Annotated in this window: 22 protein-coding genes and 1 other annotated feature; of the genes, 18 read left to right on the forward strand and 4 right to left on the reverse strand. The window is 47.4% G+C overall.

Annotation, left to right across the window (positions count from 1 at the left end):
* Positions 1 to 3: 3 nt before the first annotated feature.
* The 7 genes from M1E03_RS06820 (at position 4) to minD (ending at position 5,400) form a co-directional block, all read left to right on the forward strand.
* Entirely contained in the window at positions 4 to 576 is a 573-nt protein-coding gene (locus M1E03_RS06820; RefSeq protein ID WP_020452452.1) for a Maf family protein, read from the forward strand.
* A 54-nt stretch (positions 577 to 630) separates the two neighbouring features.
* A complete protein-coding gene (radC, locus tag M1E03_RS06825) occupies positions 631 to 1,305 on the forward strand; it encodes a RadC family protein (protein WP_020452451.1) in 675 nt (224 codons plus the stop codon).
* Positions 1,306 to 1,392: 87 nt separating this feature from the next.
* A complete protein-coding gene (locus M1E03_RS06830; RefSeq protein WP_003184042.1) occupies positions 1,393 to 2,403 on the forward strand; it encodes a rod shape-determining protein in 1,011 nt (336 codons plus the stop codon).
* Between the two features lie 30 nt (positions 2,404 to 2,433).
* Entirely contained in the window at positions 2,434 to 3,342 is a 909-nt protein-coding gene (gene mreC / locus M1E03_RS06835; RefSeq protein ID WP_020452450.1) for a rod shape-determining protein MreC, read from the forward strand.
* Complete coding sequence (mreD, locus tag M1E03_RS06840) at positions 3,339 to 3,857, forward strand: rod shape-determining protein MreD (protein ID WP_020452449.1); 519 nt, start codon at positions 3,339 to 3,341, stop codon at positions 3,855 to 3,857. Before mreC ends, mreD begins: the two co-directional genes overlap by 4 nt.
* 53 nt (positions 3,858 to 3,910) lie before the next feature.
* Entirely contained in the window at positions 3,911 to 4,591 is a 681-nt protein-coding gene (gene minC, locus M1E03_RS06845) for a septum site-determining protein MinC (RefSeq protein WP_023855422.1), read from the forward strand.
* 2 nt (positions 4,592 to 4,593) lie between these two features.
* Positions 4,594 to 5,400 carry a septum site-determining protein MinD gene (gene minD / locus M1E03_RS06850; RefSeq protein ID WP_020452447.1) on the forward strand — a complete coding sequence of 269 codons (807 nt, stop codon included), beginning with the start codon at positions 4,594 to 4,596 and terminating at the stop codon, positions 5,398 to 5,400.
* Positions 5,401 to 5,446: 46 nt separating this feature from the next.
* On the opposite strand, the gene M1E03_RS06855 is transcribed toward minD, so the two are convergent.
* Positions 5,447 to 5,770, reverse strand: coding sequence for an ArsR/SmtB family transcription factor (locus M1E03_RS06855; protein WP_023855421.1), 324 nt, complete (start codon positions 5,768 to 5,770; stop codon positions 5,447 to 5,449).
* On the reverse strand, positions 5,770 to 6,198 hold the full coding sequence (locus M1E03_RS06860) for an SRPBCC family protein (protein WP_149169228.1): 429 nt from the start codon (positions 6,196 to 6,198) through the stop codon (positions 5,770 to 5,772). The genes M1E03_RS06855 and M1E03_RS06860 overlap by 1 nt, the downstream gene beginning before the upstream one ends.
* 145 nt (positions 6,199 to 6,343) lie before the next feature.
* Here M1E03_RS06860 and M1E03_RS06865 point away from each other — a divergent pair, with 145 nt between their 5' ends.
* From M1E03_RS06865 to pheA, 9 genes are all read left to right on the forward strand, one after another.
* Positions 6,344 to 7,135, forward strand: a complete 792-nt coding sequence (locus M1E03_RS06865; protein ID WP_025811044.1) for a peptidoglycan DD-metalloendopeptidase family protein — start codon at positions 6,344 to 6,346, stop codon at positions 7,133 to 7,135.
* A complete protein-coding gene (locus M1E03_RS06870; protein ID WP_020452443.1) occupies positions 7,128 to 7,994 on the forward strand; it encodes a M50 family metallopeptidase in 867 nt (288 codons plus the stop codon). The genes M1E03_RS06865 and M1E03_RS06870 overlap by 8 nt, the downstream gene beginning before the upstream one ends.
* A 73-nt stretch (positions 7,995 to 8,067) precedes the next feature.
* Positions 8,068 to 8,142: a sequence feature (ribosomal protein L21 leader region), on the forward strand.
* A gap of 12 nt (positions 8,143 to 8,154) precedes the next feature.
* Entirely contained in the window at positions 8,155 to 8,463 is a 309-nt protein-coding gene (rplU, locus tag M1E03_RS06875; RefSeq protein WP_003184027.1) for a 50S ribosomal protein L21, read from the forward strand.
* A gap of 12 nt (positions 8,464 to 8,475) precedes the next feature.
* Positions 8,476 to 8,817, forward strand: a complete 342-nt coding sequence (locus tag M1E03_RS06880; RefSeq protein WP_020452442.1) for a ribosomal-processing cysteine protease Prp — start codon at positions 8,476 to 8,478, stop codon at positions 8,815 to 8,817.
* Between the two features lie 12 nt (positions 8,818 to 8,829).
* A complete protein-coding gene (gene rpmA / locus M1E03_RS06885; RefSeq protein WP_003184023.1) occupies positions 8,830 to 9,111 on the forward strand; it encodes a 50S ribosomal protein L27 in 282 nt (93 codons plus the stop codon).
* A 226-nt stretch (positions 9,112 to 9,337) separates the two neighbouring features.
* Positions 9,338 to 9,916 (forward strand): sporulation initiation phosphotransferase B, encoded by a 579-nt coding sequence (locus M1E03_RS06890; RefSeq protein ID WP_020452441.1) that lies wholly within the window; start codon positions 9,338 to 9,340, stop codon positions 9,914 to 9,916.
* 32 nt (positions 9,917 to 9,948) lie between these two features.
* On the forward strand, positions 9,949 to 11,235 hold the full coding sequence (obgE, locus tag M1E03_RS06895; protein ID WP_020452440.1) for a GTPase ObgE: 1,287 nt from the start codon (positions 9,949 to 9,951) through the stop codon (positions 11,233 to 11,235).
* Between the two features lie 117 nt (positions 11,236 to 11,352).
* Positions 11,353 to 11,796 carry an ACT domain-containing protein gene (locus M1E03_RS06900; RefSeq protein WP_023855415.1) on the forward strand — a complete coding sequence of 148 codons (444 nt, stop codon included), beginning with the start codon at positions 11,353 to 11,355 and terminating at the stop codon, positions 11,794 to 11,796.
* 27 nt (positions 11,797 to 11,823) lie between these two features.
* Entirely contained in the window at positions 11,824 to 12,675 is an 852-nt protein-coding gene (gene pheA / locus M1E03_RS06905; RefSeq protein WP_025811045.1) for a prephenate dehydratase, read from the forward strand.
* Positions 12,676 to 12,716: 41 nt separating this feature from the next.
* Here pheA and M1E03_RS06910 read toward each other — a convergent pair whose 3' ends face one another.
* Both M1E03_RS06910 and M1E03_RS06915 read right to left on the reverse strand, forming a co-directional pair.
* On the reverse strand, positions 12,717 to 13,259 hold the full coding sequence (locus M1E03_RS06910) for a transcription repressor NadR (protein ID WP_020452437.1): 543 nt from the start codon (positions 13,257 to 13,259) through the stop codon (positions 12,717 to 12,719).
* Positions 13,228 to 14,406 carry an IscS subfamily cysteine desulfurase gene (locus tag M1E03_RS06915; protein ID WP_123032350.1) on the reverse strand — a complete coding sequence of 393 codons (1,179 nt, stop codon included), beginning with the start codon at positions 14,404 to 14,406 and terminating at the stop codon, positions 13,228 to 13,230. The genes M1E03_RS06910 and M1E03_RS06915 overlap by 32 nt, the downstream gene beginning before the upstream one ends.
* 100 nt (positions 14,407 to 14,506) lie before the next feature.
* Here M1E03_RS06915 and nadB point away from each other — a divergent pair, with 100 nt between their 5' ends.
* Both nadB and nadC read left to right on the forward strand, forming a co-directional pair.
* A complete protein-coding gene (gene nadB / locus M1E03_RS06920; RefSeq protein ID WP_458110729.1) occupies positions 14,507 to 16,081 on the forward strand; it encodes an L-aspartate oxidase in 1,575 nt (524 codons plus the stop codon).
* Positions 16,062 to 16,901 carry a carboxylating nicotinate-nucleotide diphosphorylase gene (nadC, locus tag M1E03_RS06925; RefSeq protein ID WP_328038245.1) on the forward strand — a complete coding sequence of 280 codons (840 nt, stop codon included), beginning with the start codon at positions 16,062 to 16,064 and terminating at the stop codon, positions 16,899 to 16,901. The genes nadB and nadC overlap by 20 nt, the downstream gene beginning before the upstream one ends.
* The last annotated feature ends 6 nt before the right edge of the window (positions 16,902 to 16,907 follow it).

Here is a 16,907-nt window from a genome sequence, read left to right on the forward strand (position 1 = left end):
CTTATGACCCGACAGCTCATATTGGCTTCACAATCACCCCGCAGAAAGGAACTCCTCGATCTTCTTCAGATTCCGTACAGCATCGTTACGAGCAACGCGGAAGAAAAATTAATTCGAAACTTTTCACCAGCAGAAAACGTCAAATGGTTGGCGGAACAAAAAGTGCGTGCAGTAGCCGAACAATATCCTGATGCCGTCGTGCTTGGCGCCGACACCATTGTTCTTTATGACGGGGCTTATTTGGGCAAGCCCAAAGATGCCGAAGATGCAAAAAGGATGCTGAGCATGCTTTCGGGACAGACCCATTCAGTGCTTACCGGCGTCTGCATTAAGGACGGCGAGAGATGCGAAACATTTTTTGAAGAAACCGAAGTCTTTTTTTGGCCTCTTGAAGAAAAGGAAATCAGCGCTTACATCGCTACAGGAGAGCCGTTTGATAAAGCCGGTTCATACGGAATACAAGGAAAAGGCGCGCTTTTTGTCAAACAGATAAAGGGAGACTATTATACAGTTGTGGGTCTTCCGATTTCCAAAACGATGAGAATGCTGAAAACGTTCGATCTTCACTCCTTTTGATAAACCGAACGAGAAGGGAATCAAAAGGGAGGGTTTATCATAAGCGATCTGCCGTTGAAATTAAAGGATTTTCCTGATGAAGAAAGGCCGCGGGAGCGCCTTCTCAACACAGGCGCCGAAAGTTTGTCAAACCATGAACTGCTCGCGATACTGCTCAGAACCGGGACGAAAAAAGAATCGGTTCTTCAGCTTTCAAGCCGGCTGCTTCAAACGTTTGACGGCCTCCGTTTGTTAAAAGAAGCATCCGCTGAGGAGCTTTCAAGCATTTCCGGGATCGGCCGCGCCAAAGCCGTGCAGATTTTGGCGGCGCTCGAACTTGGCCGGCGCATTCACAGCCTTGCCTGCAAAGACCGTTATGTGATCCGTTTTCCCGAAGATGCGGCCAATTTTTTAATGGGGGATATGCGCTTTCTGTCTCAGGAGCACTTCGTATGCCTGTATCTGAACACGAAAAACCAGGTGATCCACAAGCGAACAATTTTTATAGGAAGCTTGAACTCTTCAATCGTCCATCCGAGGGAAGTGTTTAAGGAAGCTTTAAAGCGCTCCGCAGCCTCATTCATCTGCGTCCACAATCATCCGTCCGGAGATCCGGCTCCAAGCCGCGAAGACATAGAAGTTACACAGCGCCTTCACGAGTCCGGACAGCTGCTTGGAATCGAATTGCTCGATCATATCATCATCGGTGATCAAAAATTTGTGAGCTTAAAAGAAAAAGGATATTTGTAACACTTTTTTTTTCATTAAATTAAGCTATAATAGAATTTATGGGTTTTTGCTTAGGAATATTGTTTTAAGAAAGGAAGATACATACAAATGTTTGGAATTGGTGCGAGAGACCTTGGAATAGATTTAGGAACGGCGAATACGCTTGTTTTTGTGAAAGGTAAAGGAATTGTCGTCAGGGAGCCTTCCGTCGTTGCGCTGCAAACAGATACAAAGCAGATCGTTGCAGTCGGAAACGATGCGAAAAACATGATCGGACGTACGCCCGGCAATGTCGTCGCCCTCCGCCCGATGAAAGATGGCGTAATCGCTGATTATGAAACAACAGCGACAATGATGAAACATTATATTAGCAAAGCTGTTAAAAACAAAGGCTTATTTGCGAGAAAGCCTTATGTCATGGTTTGTGTCCCGTCGGGAATTACGGCGGTTGAGCAGCGTGCGGTAATCGACGCTACGCGCCAGGCCGGGGCGAGAGATGCATATCCGATTGAAGAACCGTTTGCAGCGGCGATCGGAGCCAATCTTCCTGTTTGGGAACCGACTGGAAGCATGGTGGTCGACATCGGCGGCGGAACGACCGAAGTCGCGATTATTTCCCTCGGCGGCATCGTCACATCCCAGTCTATTCGCGTTGCCGGTGATGAAATGGATGAAGCAATCATTACTTATATTAGAAAAACATATAACTTGATGATCGGTGACCGTACTGCGGAAGCGATCAAACTTGAAATCGGTTCTGCCGAAGCTTCTGAAAACGGAGAAAGCATGGAAATCCGCGGCCGCGATCTTTTAACAGGTCTGCCGAAAACGATTGAAATCACTGAAAAAGAAATTACAGCGGCGCTTCGCGACACTGTGACTGCAATTGTCGATGCCGTAAAAAATACGCTTGAAAAAACTCCGCCTGAACTCGCGGCTGATATTATGGACCGCGGAATCGTCCTGACAGGAGGCGGTGCGCTGCTGCGCCACTTGGACAAAGTCATCAGCGAAGAAACGAAAATGCCGGTTTTAATTGCGGAAGACCCTCTTGACTGTGTAGCGATCGGAACAGGTAAAGCTCTCGAGCAAATTCATCTATTTAAAGGCAAAAATTAAGGACACAGGGAATAGAAGAGGTGTATAATCATGCCGCAGTTTTTTACGAATAAACGGTTGATGCTTTTACTCCTTTGTATCATCATTTTAGTGGCAATGATTGGATTTTCGTTAAAGAATGACCGGAATGCAACTTGGCCCGAAAAATTTATTGGCGATACAACTGGTGTATTCCAGACGATTTTTCATACGCCCGCTCAATTTTTTGCGGGCTTCTTTGAAAATATCGAAGACTTAAAAAATACGTACAGCGAAAATGAGCGCCTGCGGAAAAAGCTCGACGGCCAGACGCAATACGAGGCAAAGCTGCAAGAGCTTGAAAATGAAAATAAGTCTTTAAGAAAAGAGCTCGGCCATTTGAAATCAATTAAAGACTACACGCCGATTCTGGCGACTGTAATCGCCAGAAATCCCGATAAGTATGAGTGGTGGAACCTGATCACGATTAACAAAGGTTCTAAGCACGGCGTCGAAAAGGATATGGCGGTCACAGATGAAAACGGCAACTTGATCGGGAAAATCAAAAGCACTAAAGTGAACAATTTCACTTCCACCGTCCAGCTTTTAAGCGCAACAGACAGAAACAACAGAATTTCTACGGTTATCGCTGCAAATAAAGGCAAGAAAACGGTCAACGGAATCATCAACGGCTACGACTCTGAGAAAAAGGCGCTGTCAATGGAAATCATTGAGCCTGATGAAGACAGGGAAGTGAAAAAAGGAGACCTCGTCGAAACTTCCGGTGCGGGCGGCGTTTTTCCGAAAGGCCTGACAATCGGAAAAGTGACAGAGGTTGAACCCGATTCCTACGGCTTGACAAAAATCGCTTATGTAGAGCCGGCGGCCGATATGTATAACCTTGATAACGTGATCGTCGTCGACAGAACGCTTGATACGGTGGATGTCAACAAGATGGACGATGAGGAGGAAGGTTCGTGAAACGCTTCCTTCTTCCCGTCGTGATGATGTTTGTTTTAGTATCTGACAGCGTCTACGCGGATTTTGTCAACCTGCCTTTTGTGACGGAAGAACAGCAGCTCATCCCGCGTTTTCTGCTGCTTGTCTTAGTTTTTATGACGGCTTATGTCAATCAGCCTTTTGCCATTACATATGGATTTATTTTCGGACTGTTATATGATATTAATTACACCGACCTTTTAGGTGTATATATGTTCGGTTTTGCCGGTATTTGCTATTTATCGTCAAAAGCATTCAAAGTATTGCAGACAAACGCGCTGGTCGTCATTTTTATTTCGCTGCTCGCCGTCTGTGTTCTTGAATTTTACCAATATGGCGTGCAGATGCTGATACGTCCGGAAATCATGCCGTTCCATCAATTTGTGCTCGGCAGGCTCCTGCCTACGCTTGGGCTGAACGCCGTTGGCGGCCTTTTGCTCATTTACCCGTTCAAATGGTTTTTTACCAGTCTTAAGAAAGAGCTGAGGAATGAGTAAAAGAGGATTTTATGAGCCGATGTCGAAAAGAGTATGATGTTGAGGTGAACACCGTGAAGACCCAAAAGCAGCAATACGTAACAATTAAAGGAACGAAAAATGGATTGACGCTTCATCTTGATGACACATGCTCTTTTGAAGAATTATTGTACGGTCTTCAGGATATGCTGTCACTCGAACATTATATGGATGGAAAAGGCCAGAAAATCAGTGTGCTCGTTAAGCTCGGCCACCGTTATGTGACCGAGGAGCAAGAACAGATCTTGACCGATGTGATCACTGAGAAACAAAATCTGTTCATCCACTCCATTGAAAGTGAAGTCATGACCAAAGATGAAGCAAACCGTTTAAAAGCGGAAAGCGAAATTATTTCTGTCGCTAAAATTGTCCGTTCAGGGCAAGTCCTCGAAACGGAGGGTGATTTGCTTCTGATTGGGGATGTGAATCCGGGAGGAATGGTGAAGGCCGGAGGGAATATTTTCATCCTCGGCTCATTAAGAGGGATTGCCCACGCCGGTTTTAATGGAAATAAACGAGCTGTTATTGCGGCTTCGGATATGAGACCGACTCAATTGCGTATCAATCATGTGCTCAATCGCTCCCCAGACCACATCCAAGAAGGGAACGACATGGAATGTGCTTATTTAGATGAAAATGAGAATATGGTCATTGACCGCCTTCAGCAATTAGCTCATTTAAGACCTAGTTTAACAAGGCTTGAGGGAGGAATGTAAAATTGGGTGAAGCTATCGTAATAACCTCGGGGAAAGGCGGAGTAGGCAAAACGACGACATCCGCAAATCTTGGCACCGCCTTGGCCATTTTGGGAAAACGGGTATGTCTCGTTGACACGGATATCGGCCTGCGCAATCTTGATGTCGTCATGGGCCTTGAAAATAGAATCATATATGATTTGGTAGATGTCGTTGAGGAGCGATGCAAAATCCATCAGGCGCTTGTGAAAGATAAACGCTTCGATGATTTGCTTTATTTGCTCCCGGCCGCCCAGACAAGCGATAAGTCGGCTGTTCTTCCCGAGCAGATGGTCAAGCTTGTCCAGCAGCTCAAACAAGACTTCGACTACATTGTCATCGACTGCCCTGCAGGGATTGAGCAAGGTTATAAAAATGCGGTCTCGGGCGCTGACAAAGCGATTGTCGTGACGACACCGGAAATCTCCGCTGTTCGTGACGCCGACCGGATCATCGGCCTGCTTGAAAAAGAAGAAAATATTGAGCCGCCGAGACTTGTCGTCAACCGGATCCGCAACCACTTAATGAAAAACGGCGATACGCTGGATGTTGATGAAGTCATTCAGCACTTGTCGATCGAACTGATCGGTATTGTTGCGGATGATGACGAAGTGATTAAAGCTTCCAATAACGGGGAGCCTGTCGTCATGGATCCGAACAATAAAGCTTCAATCGCATACCGGAACATCGCCCGCCGCGTGCTGGGCGAATCTGTGCCTTTACAGTCGTTTGAAGAAGAAAATAAAGGCGTTTTCGCAAAGATTAAATCATTTTTCGGCGTACGCGCTTAACTTGCAAAAAAGCAATCTCCAAAACGAGATTGCTTTTTTTGCAGTTTCATTGATCGTTTTCGACTTTGTGCTTTAACAAGGAAAGCTTATTGTCCCAATACATGTCGAAGTAGGCGAGCCACTGCTGCAGCTCCGCGAGAGGTTCGGGATGAAGCCTGTACAGTTTTTCTCTGCCCGCTTTTCTTCCGCTGACAAGTCCGGCTTCTGACAAAATTCTCAGATGCTTTGAAACAGCCGTTCGGCTCATCGGGAAATGAGTGCTGATATCTGTTACAGGCAATTCCCTCCCGGCGAGGAGCTTCAGCATCTTTCGCCGTGAGGGATCGGAAACGGCTTGGAACACATCATGTTTTACGGCCGATGATGTCACTAGCCTTCAACTGCCTGACGCAGCTTTTGATTGACGATCGCTTCCCAGCCGCCATTCATCCGATTGCGGACATCCGCTTGTTTTTCTCCCGCTTTTGCAACCGTTTCTTCCGGCGCGCCCCATCCTGAATGAATCAGGGTAAATTCGGTTTTTTCTGCAGACAGCTCTTTCAATTCAAATGTGACGATCCAGCCAGACGTATCCCAGCTGAAAGCGAGTCGATGTGGCGCTTCAAGCTCGATCACTTTGCAAGGGGAGGGGCCGAACGGAGACTGCAAGGTGAATTCACAGCCGATCTCCGGACGGAAATCATTTGGCATAAACCAGGCGGCGATGCCTTCGCTGGTGGCGACGGCCTCCCACACTTTTTCTATCGATGCGTGAAAAACAGCCTGTTTATGTATATCAGGTAATTGTTGATTGCTCATAATAGACCTCCTAGAAAAAAGTAAAACCAAAAGGTTTCCTATCTATTATATGAAACCTTTTGGTTTTATGTCAATATACCGTCATAAACGCCTGGGACAAGACATATCATTGAACAAACGAACCTGAATGTAAAGGATGAGGGTTATGAGTCATAGAGCAGATGAGATTCGAAAAAGAATGGCCAGGAAAAGAAAGCGGAAAGCGCCGGATAAACAGCCCTTTTCGTCAGGCGGCAAAAAGCTGCCGGTCAAGCCGCCTGCATGGACAGCCTTTTCGGAAGATGAAAAGGCCGGAGACTTCCCTCCGCCTGAGGGAAGCTCCCTGCTGATAAATGGGAAGCACCCTCTTGTCAAAGCGGATGCGCTCATCGTGAAATGTCTTCTGTCGGCATGTCTTGTCCTTGTGTCCGCTATTGCCTACAAAGGCCAGTTTGAACCCGCAAACCAAATCAAACCGGTCATCAGCCAGGTGTTTACTGAAGAGTTCCAATTTGCGGCTCTCCAGAATTGGTATGAATCCAAGTTTGGCGATCCCCTCGCATTCTTTCAACCGAAAGGTGAAAAACCATCCGGTCAGGTCGAGGTGAATCAAGATCTCGCTGTTCCTGCCATGGGAAAGGTTCAGGAGAAATTCTCAGGCCAGGGCATTAAGGTAGAAACAGAAGACGAAACGATCCGCAGCATGAAGGAAGGCTATGTCATTGAAGTGGACAAAAATCCGGAAACGGGCCTGACGGTGGTTTTGCAGCATGCGGACAACAGCTATACCTACTACGGCCAGCTGAAAAAAGCGGATGTCGCTTTATACGATTTTATAGATAAAGGAACGAAGCTCGGAACGATTAAGCAGGATAAAAATCAAAAAGGCGTCTATTACTTTGCGATCAAACAAGGAGAGGAATTTGTTGATCCGATACAGGTGATCACATTTGAATAAATGGACGGAGCTCTTCACCAAGCTTCACATTCACCCGCTGCTGTGGCTTGTCATGGCGATCGGTATCATGACAGGACATATTAAAGCGCTGTTTTGTTTAATGATCGTTATTTTGATCCACGAGCTTGGCCACGCTGCTGCTGCCGTTTATTTTTCATGGAGAATTAAAGGCATTTTCCTGCTGCCTTTTGGGGGAACGCTTGAAGTCGATGAACATGGCAACAGACCGTTAAAGGAAGAGCTGGCCGTCATCGCCGCGGGGCCTGTTCAGCATATCTGGCTTCAATTTGCTGCATGGCTTTTGGCGGTCAATTCGCTCGTCAGCCCTCATATATTTGAAACGTTTACCTTTTACAATCTGACCATCCTCTTGATTAATCTGTTTCCGGTTTGGCCGCTTGACGGCGGGAAGCTGCTGTTTTTGCTGTTTTCAAAACACCTTCCGTATCAGAAAGCACAGCGGGTGATGCTGGCTGTGTCGTGCTTTTGCTGTACTGTTTTAATCGCGGCAATTCTGTTGGTTTCCCCGTCACAGCTGAGCGCTTGGGTGCTCCTCGTATTTTTGGCTGCATCTCTTTACCAGGAATATCGCAATCGCCATTACGTCCATATTCGTTTTTTGCTTGAGCGCTATTACGGAAAGGAGAGGGAAGTGCGACGCCTCGCCCCGATCACGGTGTGCGCTGAACAGCAGATTTATGAGGTCATGCTCCTGTTTAAACGAGGCTGCAAACACCCGATCATTATTGAGAAGGACGGACAAAAACTGAGCCAGCTTGATGAAAACGAAGTTCTCCACGCTTATTTTACAGACAAGCGCACGACTTCCTCAATGGAAGATCTGCTTTTGGTTTATTGACCGTCCATCCTTCTAAAAGACATTGACACACGAGCTCTTTTCTGGTATATTTTTTAATGTTATGGATGTAGCACCCGTGCTACAACCGCTCAGCACAGGTGTTAAGTGCTTTCTTAGCCCCCTGTGATTGGCGAGTCTTAGTTTATTAGGAGGTGCAGAGATGTACGCAATTATTCAAACAGGCGGAAAACAAATCAAAGTTGAAGAAGGCCAAACTGTATACGTCGAAAAGCTTGCTGCTGAAGCCGGCGAAACAGTTACTTTTGACAACGTATTGTTTGTCGGCGGTGAAAATGTTAAAGTTGGCAGCCCTACGGTTGAAGGCGCTACGGTAACAGGCAAAGTTGAAAAACAAGGCCGTGCGAAAAAAATTACCGTATTCAAGTACAAGCCGAAGAAAAACCAACATAAAAAACAAGGTCATCGTCAACCTTACACTAAAGTTGTAATCGAAAAAATCAACGCTTAAGGCGTGTATGATATGATTCATGCAAAGGTTACCAGAGCCCGATCGAACAAAGACATCTTAGGCTTTGAAATGTCGGGACATGCGAATTTTGCTGAACATGGTCAGGATCTCGTTTGTGCAGGGGCATCGGCGGTCGCCTTTGGAGCTGTCAATGCCGTCATGAAGCTGACGGGCATTGAGCCGGTCATTGACCTCGGGGAAGACGGCGGATTTTTATCTTTCGGATTCCCGGACGGTACGGATCGGGAGGCTTTTGAAAAGGCGCAGCTCCTTCTCGAAGGCATGATCGTCTCCCTTGAAACGATCGAACGAGACTACAAAGGTTACTTAAAAGTAACGACGAACAAAATATAGGAGGTGAGCTACATGCTAAGATTAGATCTTCAGTTTTTTGCATCTAAAAAAGGAGTAGGTTCAACGAAGAACGGACGTGACTCTGAGGCGAAGCGCCTAGGTGCTAAACGTGCAGACGGTCAATTCGTATCTGGCGGTTCCATCCTTTATCGTCAGCGCGGAACAAAAATCTATCCAGGTGAAAACGTTGGGCGCGGCGGAGATGACACTCTATATGCAAAAGTCGACGGAACTGTTAAATTCGAACGTTTCGGCCGTAACCGCAAAAAAGTGAGCGTATATCCTGTAGCCTAACCTTTAAACGAAACTCCGGTCGTTCTGACCGGAGTTTTTTACATACAGCACCGTGACTTGCTGAAAAACACCTTCCCGCCCCCTGGACAAGGCCGGGTTTCCGCTCTGATTCTGCTTCTTTAAAGTATATAAACGTGTTTCATTTATACTGCCTTCTCTGTTATAATTCAAAGTACAAACTGAATCAGACTCCTAAAATAGAGAACAAACGATTGGGAGTGCAAAAATGGAAGAAACTTCGAAAAAACAAGAAAAGACGATGGACGATAAGGCTTTGACCCATGAGCTTATTCATCTGCTCAGCCATTCAAGGCACGACTGGATGAATAAACTGCAATTGATTAAAGGAAACTTAACATTAAAAAAGTATGACCGCGTATTTGAAATTATTGATGAAGTGGTCATCGAAGCTCAGCATGAATCAAAGCTTTCAAACCTTAAAATCCCGCGTGCGGCGTATGAGCTGCTTACATTTAACTGGATGGCCCATTCGCTGACGCTTGAATATGAGGTGATCGGTCAGGTCAGAGATTTGTCAGCTTATGAAGAGAAGCTCGTCGTTTTCGTCAGAAAGCTGTTTGGGACTTTTGAGGATGCCGTTTTGAAAGGCGGCGACAATCATCTGACGATCACGCTGCAGACGGACGGTCCGGACGACCGGCTCGTCATCTTTCTGGATTTCCACGGCGTATTCACAAAGCTGACCGGTATCAAAGACTTTCATCATTCACTGGCTGATTTTTATGAAATCAAGCGGCTTGATGTAACAGACCGTGAGTGCATCGCTGAAATTCATATCAAGTAAAGCGGTTTTTTAGGAATAGAACGGAGGACATTATGTTTGTTGATCAGGTAAAAATATACGTAAAAGGCGGAGACGGAGGCAACGGAATGGTTGCTTTCCGCCGCGAAAAATATGTGCCAAAAGGAGGCCCTGCCGGAGGTGACGGCGGAAAAGGCGGAGACGTCGTTTTCAAAGTTGACGAAGGCCTCAGCACGCTGATGGATTTTAGGTATCAAAGACATTTTAAGGCGACGCGCGGAGAACACGGCATGTCTAAAAACCAGCACGGCCGAAATGCAGAAGACATGGTTGTAAAAGTCCCGCCCGGCACGGTTGTCATTGACGATGATACAAAGCAGGTCATCGCTGATCTAACGGAGCACGGACAGGAAGCCGTCATCGCAAAAGGAGGACGCGGCGGACGAGGCAATACCCGTTTTGCGACGCCTGCCAACCCGGCGCCGCAGCTTTCTGAAAACGGCGAACCCGGCAAGGAGCGCTATATCGTTCTCGAGCTGAAAGTTTTGGCCGATGTCGGTCTTGTCGGTTTCCCAAGCGTTGGAAAATCAACACTCCTGTCTGTCGTGTCTTCGGCCAAGCCGAAAATTGCCGATTACCATTTTACAACGCTGAATCCGAATCTCGGAATGGTCGAAACGGAAGACGGCCGCAGCTTTGTAATGGCGGATCTTCCGGGACTGATTGAGGGGGCGCACGAAGGGGTTGGCCTCGGACACCAATTCCTCAGACATATCGAAAGAACGCGCGTCATCGTGCACGTGATCGACATGTCGGGTCTTGAAGGGCGCGACCCGTATGAAGATTATGTGACCATCAATAAAGAGCTTGAACAGTATAATCTGAGGCTGACAGAACGTCCTCAAATTATTGTCGCCAATAAAATGGATATGCCGGATGCGGAAGAAAATCTGAAGGCATTCAAAGAAAAGCTTACAGATGATTATCCTGTTTTTCCAATCAGCGCGTTGACCAGACAAGGATTGAGGGATCTGCTGTTTGAGATTGCCGACCGTTTGGAAACGACGCCGGAATTCCCGCTCTACGACGAAGAAGACATGACTGAAAACAGAGTCATGTATAAGCTTGAGGATGAGGAAGCGCCGTTTGAGATCAGCCGTGATCCTGACGGCACCTTTGTGCTCAGCGGAGCCAAGCTTGAACGCTTATTTAAAATGACGGATTTTTCAAGAGACGAGTCTGTTAAGCGTTTCGCCAGACAGCTTCGCGGAATGGGCGTTGATGACGCGCTTCGGGCCCGCGGTGCAAAAGACGGAGATACGATCCGTCTTCTCGAATTTGAATTTGAATTTATCGACTGATCATACCGGAGAGTTTGCCAGGCAAGCTCTCCGACTTTTAGCTGAAAGGAACGCCTTTCCTTTCGCTTGCTGGATCAATGTAAAGGAATCAGGGTTTTTAAAAGGAGAGAAAAGTCTGTGAAAGAGGAGACCTTTTATCTTGTCAGGGAAGACGTGCTGCCGGAGGCAATGCGGAAAACACTTGAGGTCAAAAAGCTGATTGAGCGGAAAAAAGCGGAATCTGTAGCTGAAGCCGTCCAAAAGGTAGATTTGAGCCGAAGCGCTTTTTACAAGTACAGAGATGCGGTTTTTCCTTTTTATACGATGGTCAAGGAACAGATTATCACGCTTTTTTTTCATTTGGAGGACCGCTCGGGAACGCTGTCCCATCTGCTCCAAGTGGTGGCTGAATCGGGCTGCAACGTGCTGTCGATTCACCAGACCATCCCTCTTCAAGGAAGAGCGAATGTCACGCTGTCCGTCAGTACGAGAGGAATGGATGGAAATATCGATTTGCTGATGAACAAATTAAGAAAGCTGGAATTCGTAGAAAAGGTCGAAATACTAGGTTCGGGCGCTTAAAGGGAGAGAATGTCATATATCATGAGTATGAGAGTAGGTTATTTAGGTCCAGAAGCAACATTTACGCACCTTGCCGTCTGCTCCTGCTTTTCAGATGCAGACCAGCAAGCATTTAACACAATACCCGCCTGTATGGATGCGGCGATGAACGGCGAGATTGATCTGGCTGTCGTCCCGCTTGAAAATGCAATTGAAGGATCGGTGAATCTGACAATAGACTACTTAATCCACGAACAGCCCCTTTATATTGTCGGAGAAATCACCGCTCCCATCCGTCAGCATTTACTTGTGCATCCTGCAAGAAAAGAGGCTTGGGAAGACATTCAGAAAGTTTATTCCCATTCCCATGCGATCGCGCAATGTCATAAATTTTTGCACAGCCGGTTCCGCTCCATTCCGTTTGAATATGCGACATCCACCGGTGCAGCTGCAAAATACGTGAGTGAACATCCGGACGAGAACATCGGCGTGATTGCCAATGAAATGGCAGCCGCTACGTATGGATTAGACATCGTCAAAAGAGATGTGCATGACTATGAATACAATCACACGAGATTTGTGATGCTTCATCCGGATCACGAGGCATCTCCGCCGGTCAATCCGCACTTGACGGGAAGGCCGAAAACGACTTTGCTGGTAACCCTTCCTTCGGACAGATCAGGGGCTCTCCACCAGGTGCTGTCGGCTTTCGCCTGGAGAAATTTGAATCTTTCTAAAATTGAATCGCGGCCGACAAAAACCGGTCTCGGCAATTATTTTTTCATTATTGATATTGAAATGGCACTGGACGATGTGCTGATTCCAGGTGCGATAGCTGAGCTTGAAGCTTTGGGCTGCAAGGTGAAAATGCTCGGAGCCTACAATGCGTATACATTATAAAGAAAGGTCCTTTGCGTTGATGACGGCAAAGGACCTTTTCTTTATTCGGGAATAAGGATGCCCGCTTTTTGCAGGGCGTCGCAAGCTTGTTCGATCTTCTCTTCGTCATCTGCCTCCAATGTGTGCAGATGGGTGCCGTTTGTCAGTTGAGACAGATAAGCGGCGTTTGTCGAAGAGATTTTTTTGACGAAGTCCGAGACTTCTTTTCTTGTGCTGACTCTGATCGAAGCTGTTAAGTCGCCGTAGACAGGATGTTCAATCGTTACATCTTTCACCGTTACGCCAAAGTCGACGATCAGATTCAGCTCTTCTTCCGTTTTTTCCGGCTCATGGTCGCAAGCGATGAGCCGCTGAACCGGCTGTTTTTTGCCGAGAACTGACTGCAAATACACGTATCCTTGGCTTGTTGCGATGATCGGTTCGTTTTTTGCTTTTAATAAAGAAATGTCCTGTACGATGACCTGCCGTGAAACAGATGCTCTTTTCGCCAGTTCGCTTCCTGTCAGCGGAGCCTCAGACTCCTTCAGCCAGGCAAGAAGCTGCTGGCGCCGCTCAGCGCCCGTAAGTTTTAATCCGTCTGTCAATCCGATGGTCTCCTTTCTCATGCATCATATCTTCAAAAACGTCCAACAGCTGATCAACATGTTCGCTTGTCGTATCGCATCCGAACGAAATTCGGACGAATTGAAGCGCGAGCTCCCTTGGGACTAAAAGGGCTTTCATCGTATTCGACGGCTCATGATAGCCGGCTGAACACGCGCTTCCGGTAGAAATGCAAATTCCTCTCCGATTACATTCCAGCATAGTATATTGTCCTTCAAAGGAATGAAAAAAACAACCTATAATATGCGGCAGAACATGCGAATTTGCCGAATCGGGCACAGCGAGGGAGACGGGAAGCTTCCGGGCTTTTGCCTTTTCCAGAAAACGGGCGCGCAGCTCCTGATGTTTAAGATGCGCGGCATCCATACGCTTTATTGTCAACTCGGCAGCGGTAATGAAAGCGCCGATTCCAGGGACATTGACGGTGCCGCTCTTCAATCCGTTTTCATGTAAAGTGCCCGGGTAGACGGGTTTCCAGTTCACACCAGGCTGAATATAGACCGCTCCAACTCCTTTTGGTCCGTATACTTTATGGCTTGAAAAAGATAAGGCATCAGCGCCGAGCTCATCAATGCCGACCGGAATCTTGGCAAAGGTCTGTACGCAGTCGCTGTGCAGGAGCACGTCCCGCTTATGCAAGTAAGCCGAAAGCTTTGCCAGGGGCTGGATGACGCCTGTTTCTGAGTTGGCATGCTGAATTGAGACAAGACCTGTATCAGGACGGAGGTGCCGTTCCAGTATCTCTGTTGTGATGATGCCTGAAGCATTCGGTTTCATCAAGTCGACTTCAAAGCCCAGTATCTCAAGATGCCGCTTCAAAATGTGGATCGACTGATGTTCCATTTCTGTCATTAAAAAGTGCTGCTTTCCGGCGGGGAGTCCATTTAAGATGGAGTGAATCGCCAAAAAATTGGCTTCGGTGCCGCCGCTCGTAAAATAAACGCCTTCTTCTTCCCCGGATAAAAGTTCCGCCATCTTTTGGCGGCAGTAGCGCAGAATACTTTCGGCTTTCCCTCCCGCATCGTGCAGACTGCTCGAATTTCCGTACACGTCTGTGCTCAGTTTTTGAAACGCGTCCAAGGCTTCTTTTGCCGCCGGTGTCGTTGCTGCATAATCAAGATAAATCACGGCTCTTGTCTCCCATTCTTTATAAAAAATACTTGAGTTTATTTTATCGATATGTAAATATAGGTGTCAAGACACATGTAAATTTACAGGAGGGGTCGACATGTCTCATCAGACGATAATTGTTGTCGGAGCAGGTGCCGCTGCGCTGTCTTTTGCTGCATCCATTCCGCCGTCTTACGAAGTGATTGTGATGACAAAAGCATCTGTAAAAGACAGCAATTCAACCCTCGCTCAGGGAGGAATTGCCTCGGCTGTATTGCCTCGCGATTCCTGGTCAGCTCATGCGGACGACACATTATATGCCGGATGCGGCCACAATCAAATCGAAGCGGTTCAAGATGCCATTAAAGACGGCCAGCGCCTTGTTGATGAGCTGATTCTTCAGCATTTCCCTTTTGATACTGACGAATCCGGAAAGCTCAGCCTCGGCAAAGAAGGCGCACATTCGATGAACAGAATTTTGCATGCCGGGGGAGACGCTACGGGGCAGGCGCTGATCCGGCACTTAATCGGAAGGCTCGGTCCTCACGTCATACTGAAAGAATACGAAACGGCGGCGGATTTATGGATGGAAGACGGACGCTGTGCGGGCGTCTGGACGAAAGACCGCCAGGGAAAGACTTTTCTCAGGAAAGCCGATTTTGTTGTGCTGGCGGCAGGAGGCTGCGGAAGTCTATTTCAAATCAACACGAATAACCGTTCTGTGACAAGCGATGCGATTTCTTTGGCATATCGGGCAGGAGCCGAGCTCGCAGATTTGGAATTCGTTCAATTTCACCCTACATTGCTCGTCAAAGACGGGCGCGCACACGGGCTTGTTTCAGAAGCTGTGCGCGGAGAAGGAGCTGTCTTGGTTGATGAAAACGGCCAGCGGGTGATGGAAGGGATTCACCACATGCAGGATTTAGCGCCGCGGGACATCGTATCTCGTGCGATTCACGAAAAGCTTGCCTGTGGAAGCAGCGTATTTTTGGATATTACCCGCATATCAGACTTTAAAAGCCGCTTCCCTACGATTTCCTCTCTTTGCGAAAAAGCCGGAATTTCCATTGAAGAAGGCCGGCTTCCGGTTTCACCGGGCATGCATTTTTTAATGGGGGGCGTTTCTGTGAACAGATGGGGGGAAACGGCGGTTCCACACCTTTATGTGATTGGGGAAGCTGCATGCACCGGCTTTCACGGTGCCAACCGTCTGGCAAGCAATTCTCTCTTGGAATGCATCGTCTTCGGAAGGAGAGCGGCGGAACGGATACAAGCTTATCAAAAACCTGAGCCTGTCAGAGGACAATCTCCTCTGCCTGAGGATGTGACATATTCTGTTCCCCTGACAGATGTGAAGGATATTCAAAAACACATGACAGATCATGTGGCGATCGTGCGAACGGAGGATGAATTGACGAAGGCGAAAGAATGGCTTGAGCGAGTGCCTTTTCAAATCATGAATGTGAAAGAAATCACAAAAGAACAGCTTGAATTAGCTTATTTATGGCAGACCGCCAAGCAGATGACGGCCTCGGCATTGCTTCGTACAGAAAGCAGAGGCGGCCATTATCGTTCGGATCGCCCGGCGCCTGATGATAAAAACTGGCATGGCAAGCAAATCGTTCACACAAAAGGCGGGATCAAGATAAGACAAAACGAAGGGATTGTGAAATATGCAGCGGCTCATACTTAGGAACATGCTTAAAGAATTTTTCAAGGAAGATATCGGCTGGGGGGATTTCACTTCTGAAGCCGTTTTCGATGCCAATCTTCAATGCGAAGCGGTCATCACAGCGAAGGATGACGGATTGTTTGCAGGAGAATTAGTGATTTTCGAAGGCTTTCGGCTGCTCGATGAAACGATCGCCGTGCAAATGCTGAAAACAGATAGCGAAGCGGTCCATAAAGGAGAAACGATCGCGCGGCTCAAAGGCCGTGCAGCTTCTCTCATGACCGGCGAACGGGTCGTGCTGAATCTCATTCAAAGAATGTCGGGGATCGCCACTTTAACAAAGCAGTCCGTTATCAGGCTGAATGATCCGAATATCGCGATTTGCGATACGAGAAAGACGACGCCGGGCCTGCGCATTCTTGAAAAATACGCGGTCAAAACCGGCGGGGGCTGCAATCACCGCTTTGGTTTGGACGGCGGCATCATGATTAAAGACAACCACATTGCCGCCTGCGGCTCGATTTCAAAAGCGGTTGAAAAAGCACGGGCAGCGTGCGGCCATATGGTCAAAATCGAGGTGGAGATCGAGTCTGAACAAGAGCTTCAAGAAGCGATTGAGGCTGAAGCCGATATCATTATGTTTGACAATTGTCCTCCTGACAAGGTGAAAGCATTTGCGGAAATGACACCCGCAGGCATTATGACGGAAGCTTCAGGCGGAATTTCATTTGAAAATCTCCCCGCATACAGGGGAACAGGGGTGCACTGTATTTCATTGGGCTACTTGACCCATTCGGCGAAAAGCCTTGATATCAGCATGAATGTCGATCTGAAAAAATAAGCGGGA

The sequence above is a fragment of the Bacillus sp. PK6-013 genome (assembly GCF_054161445.1).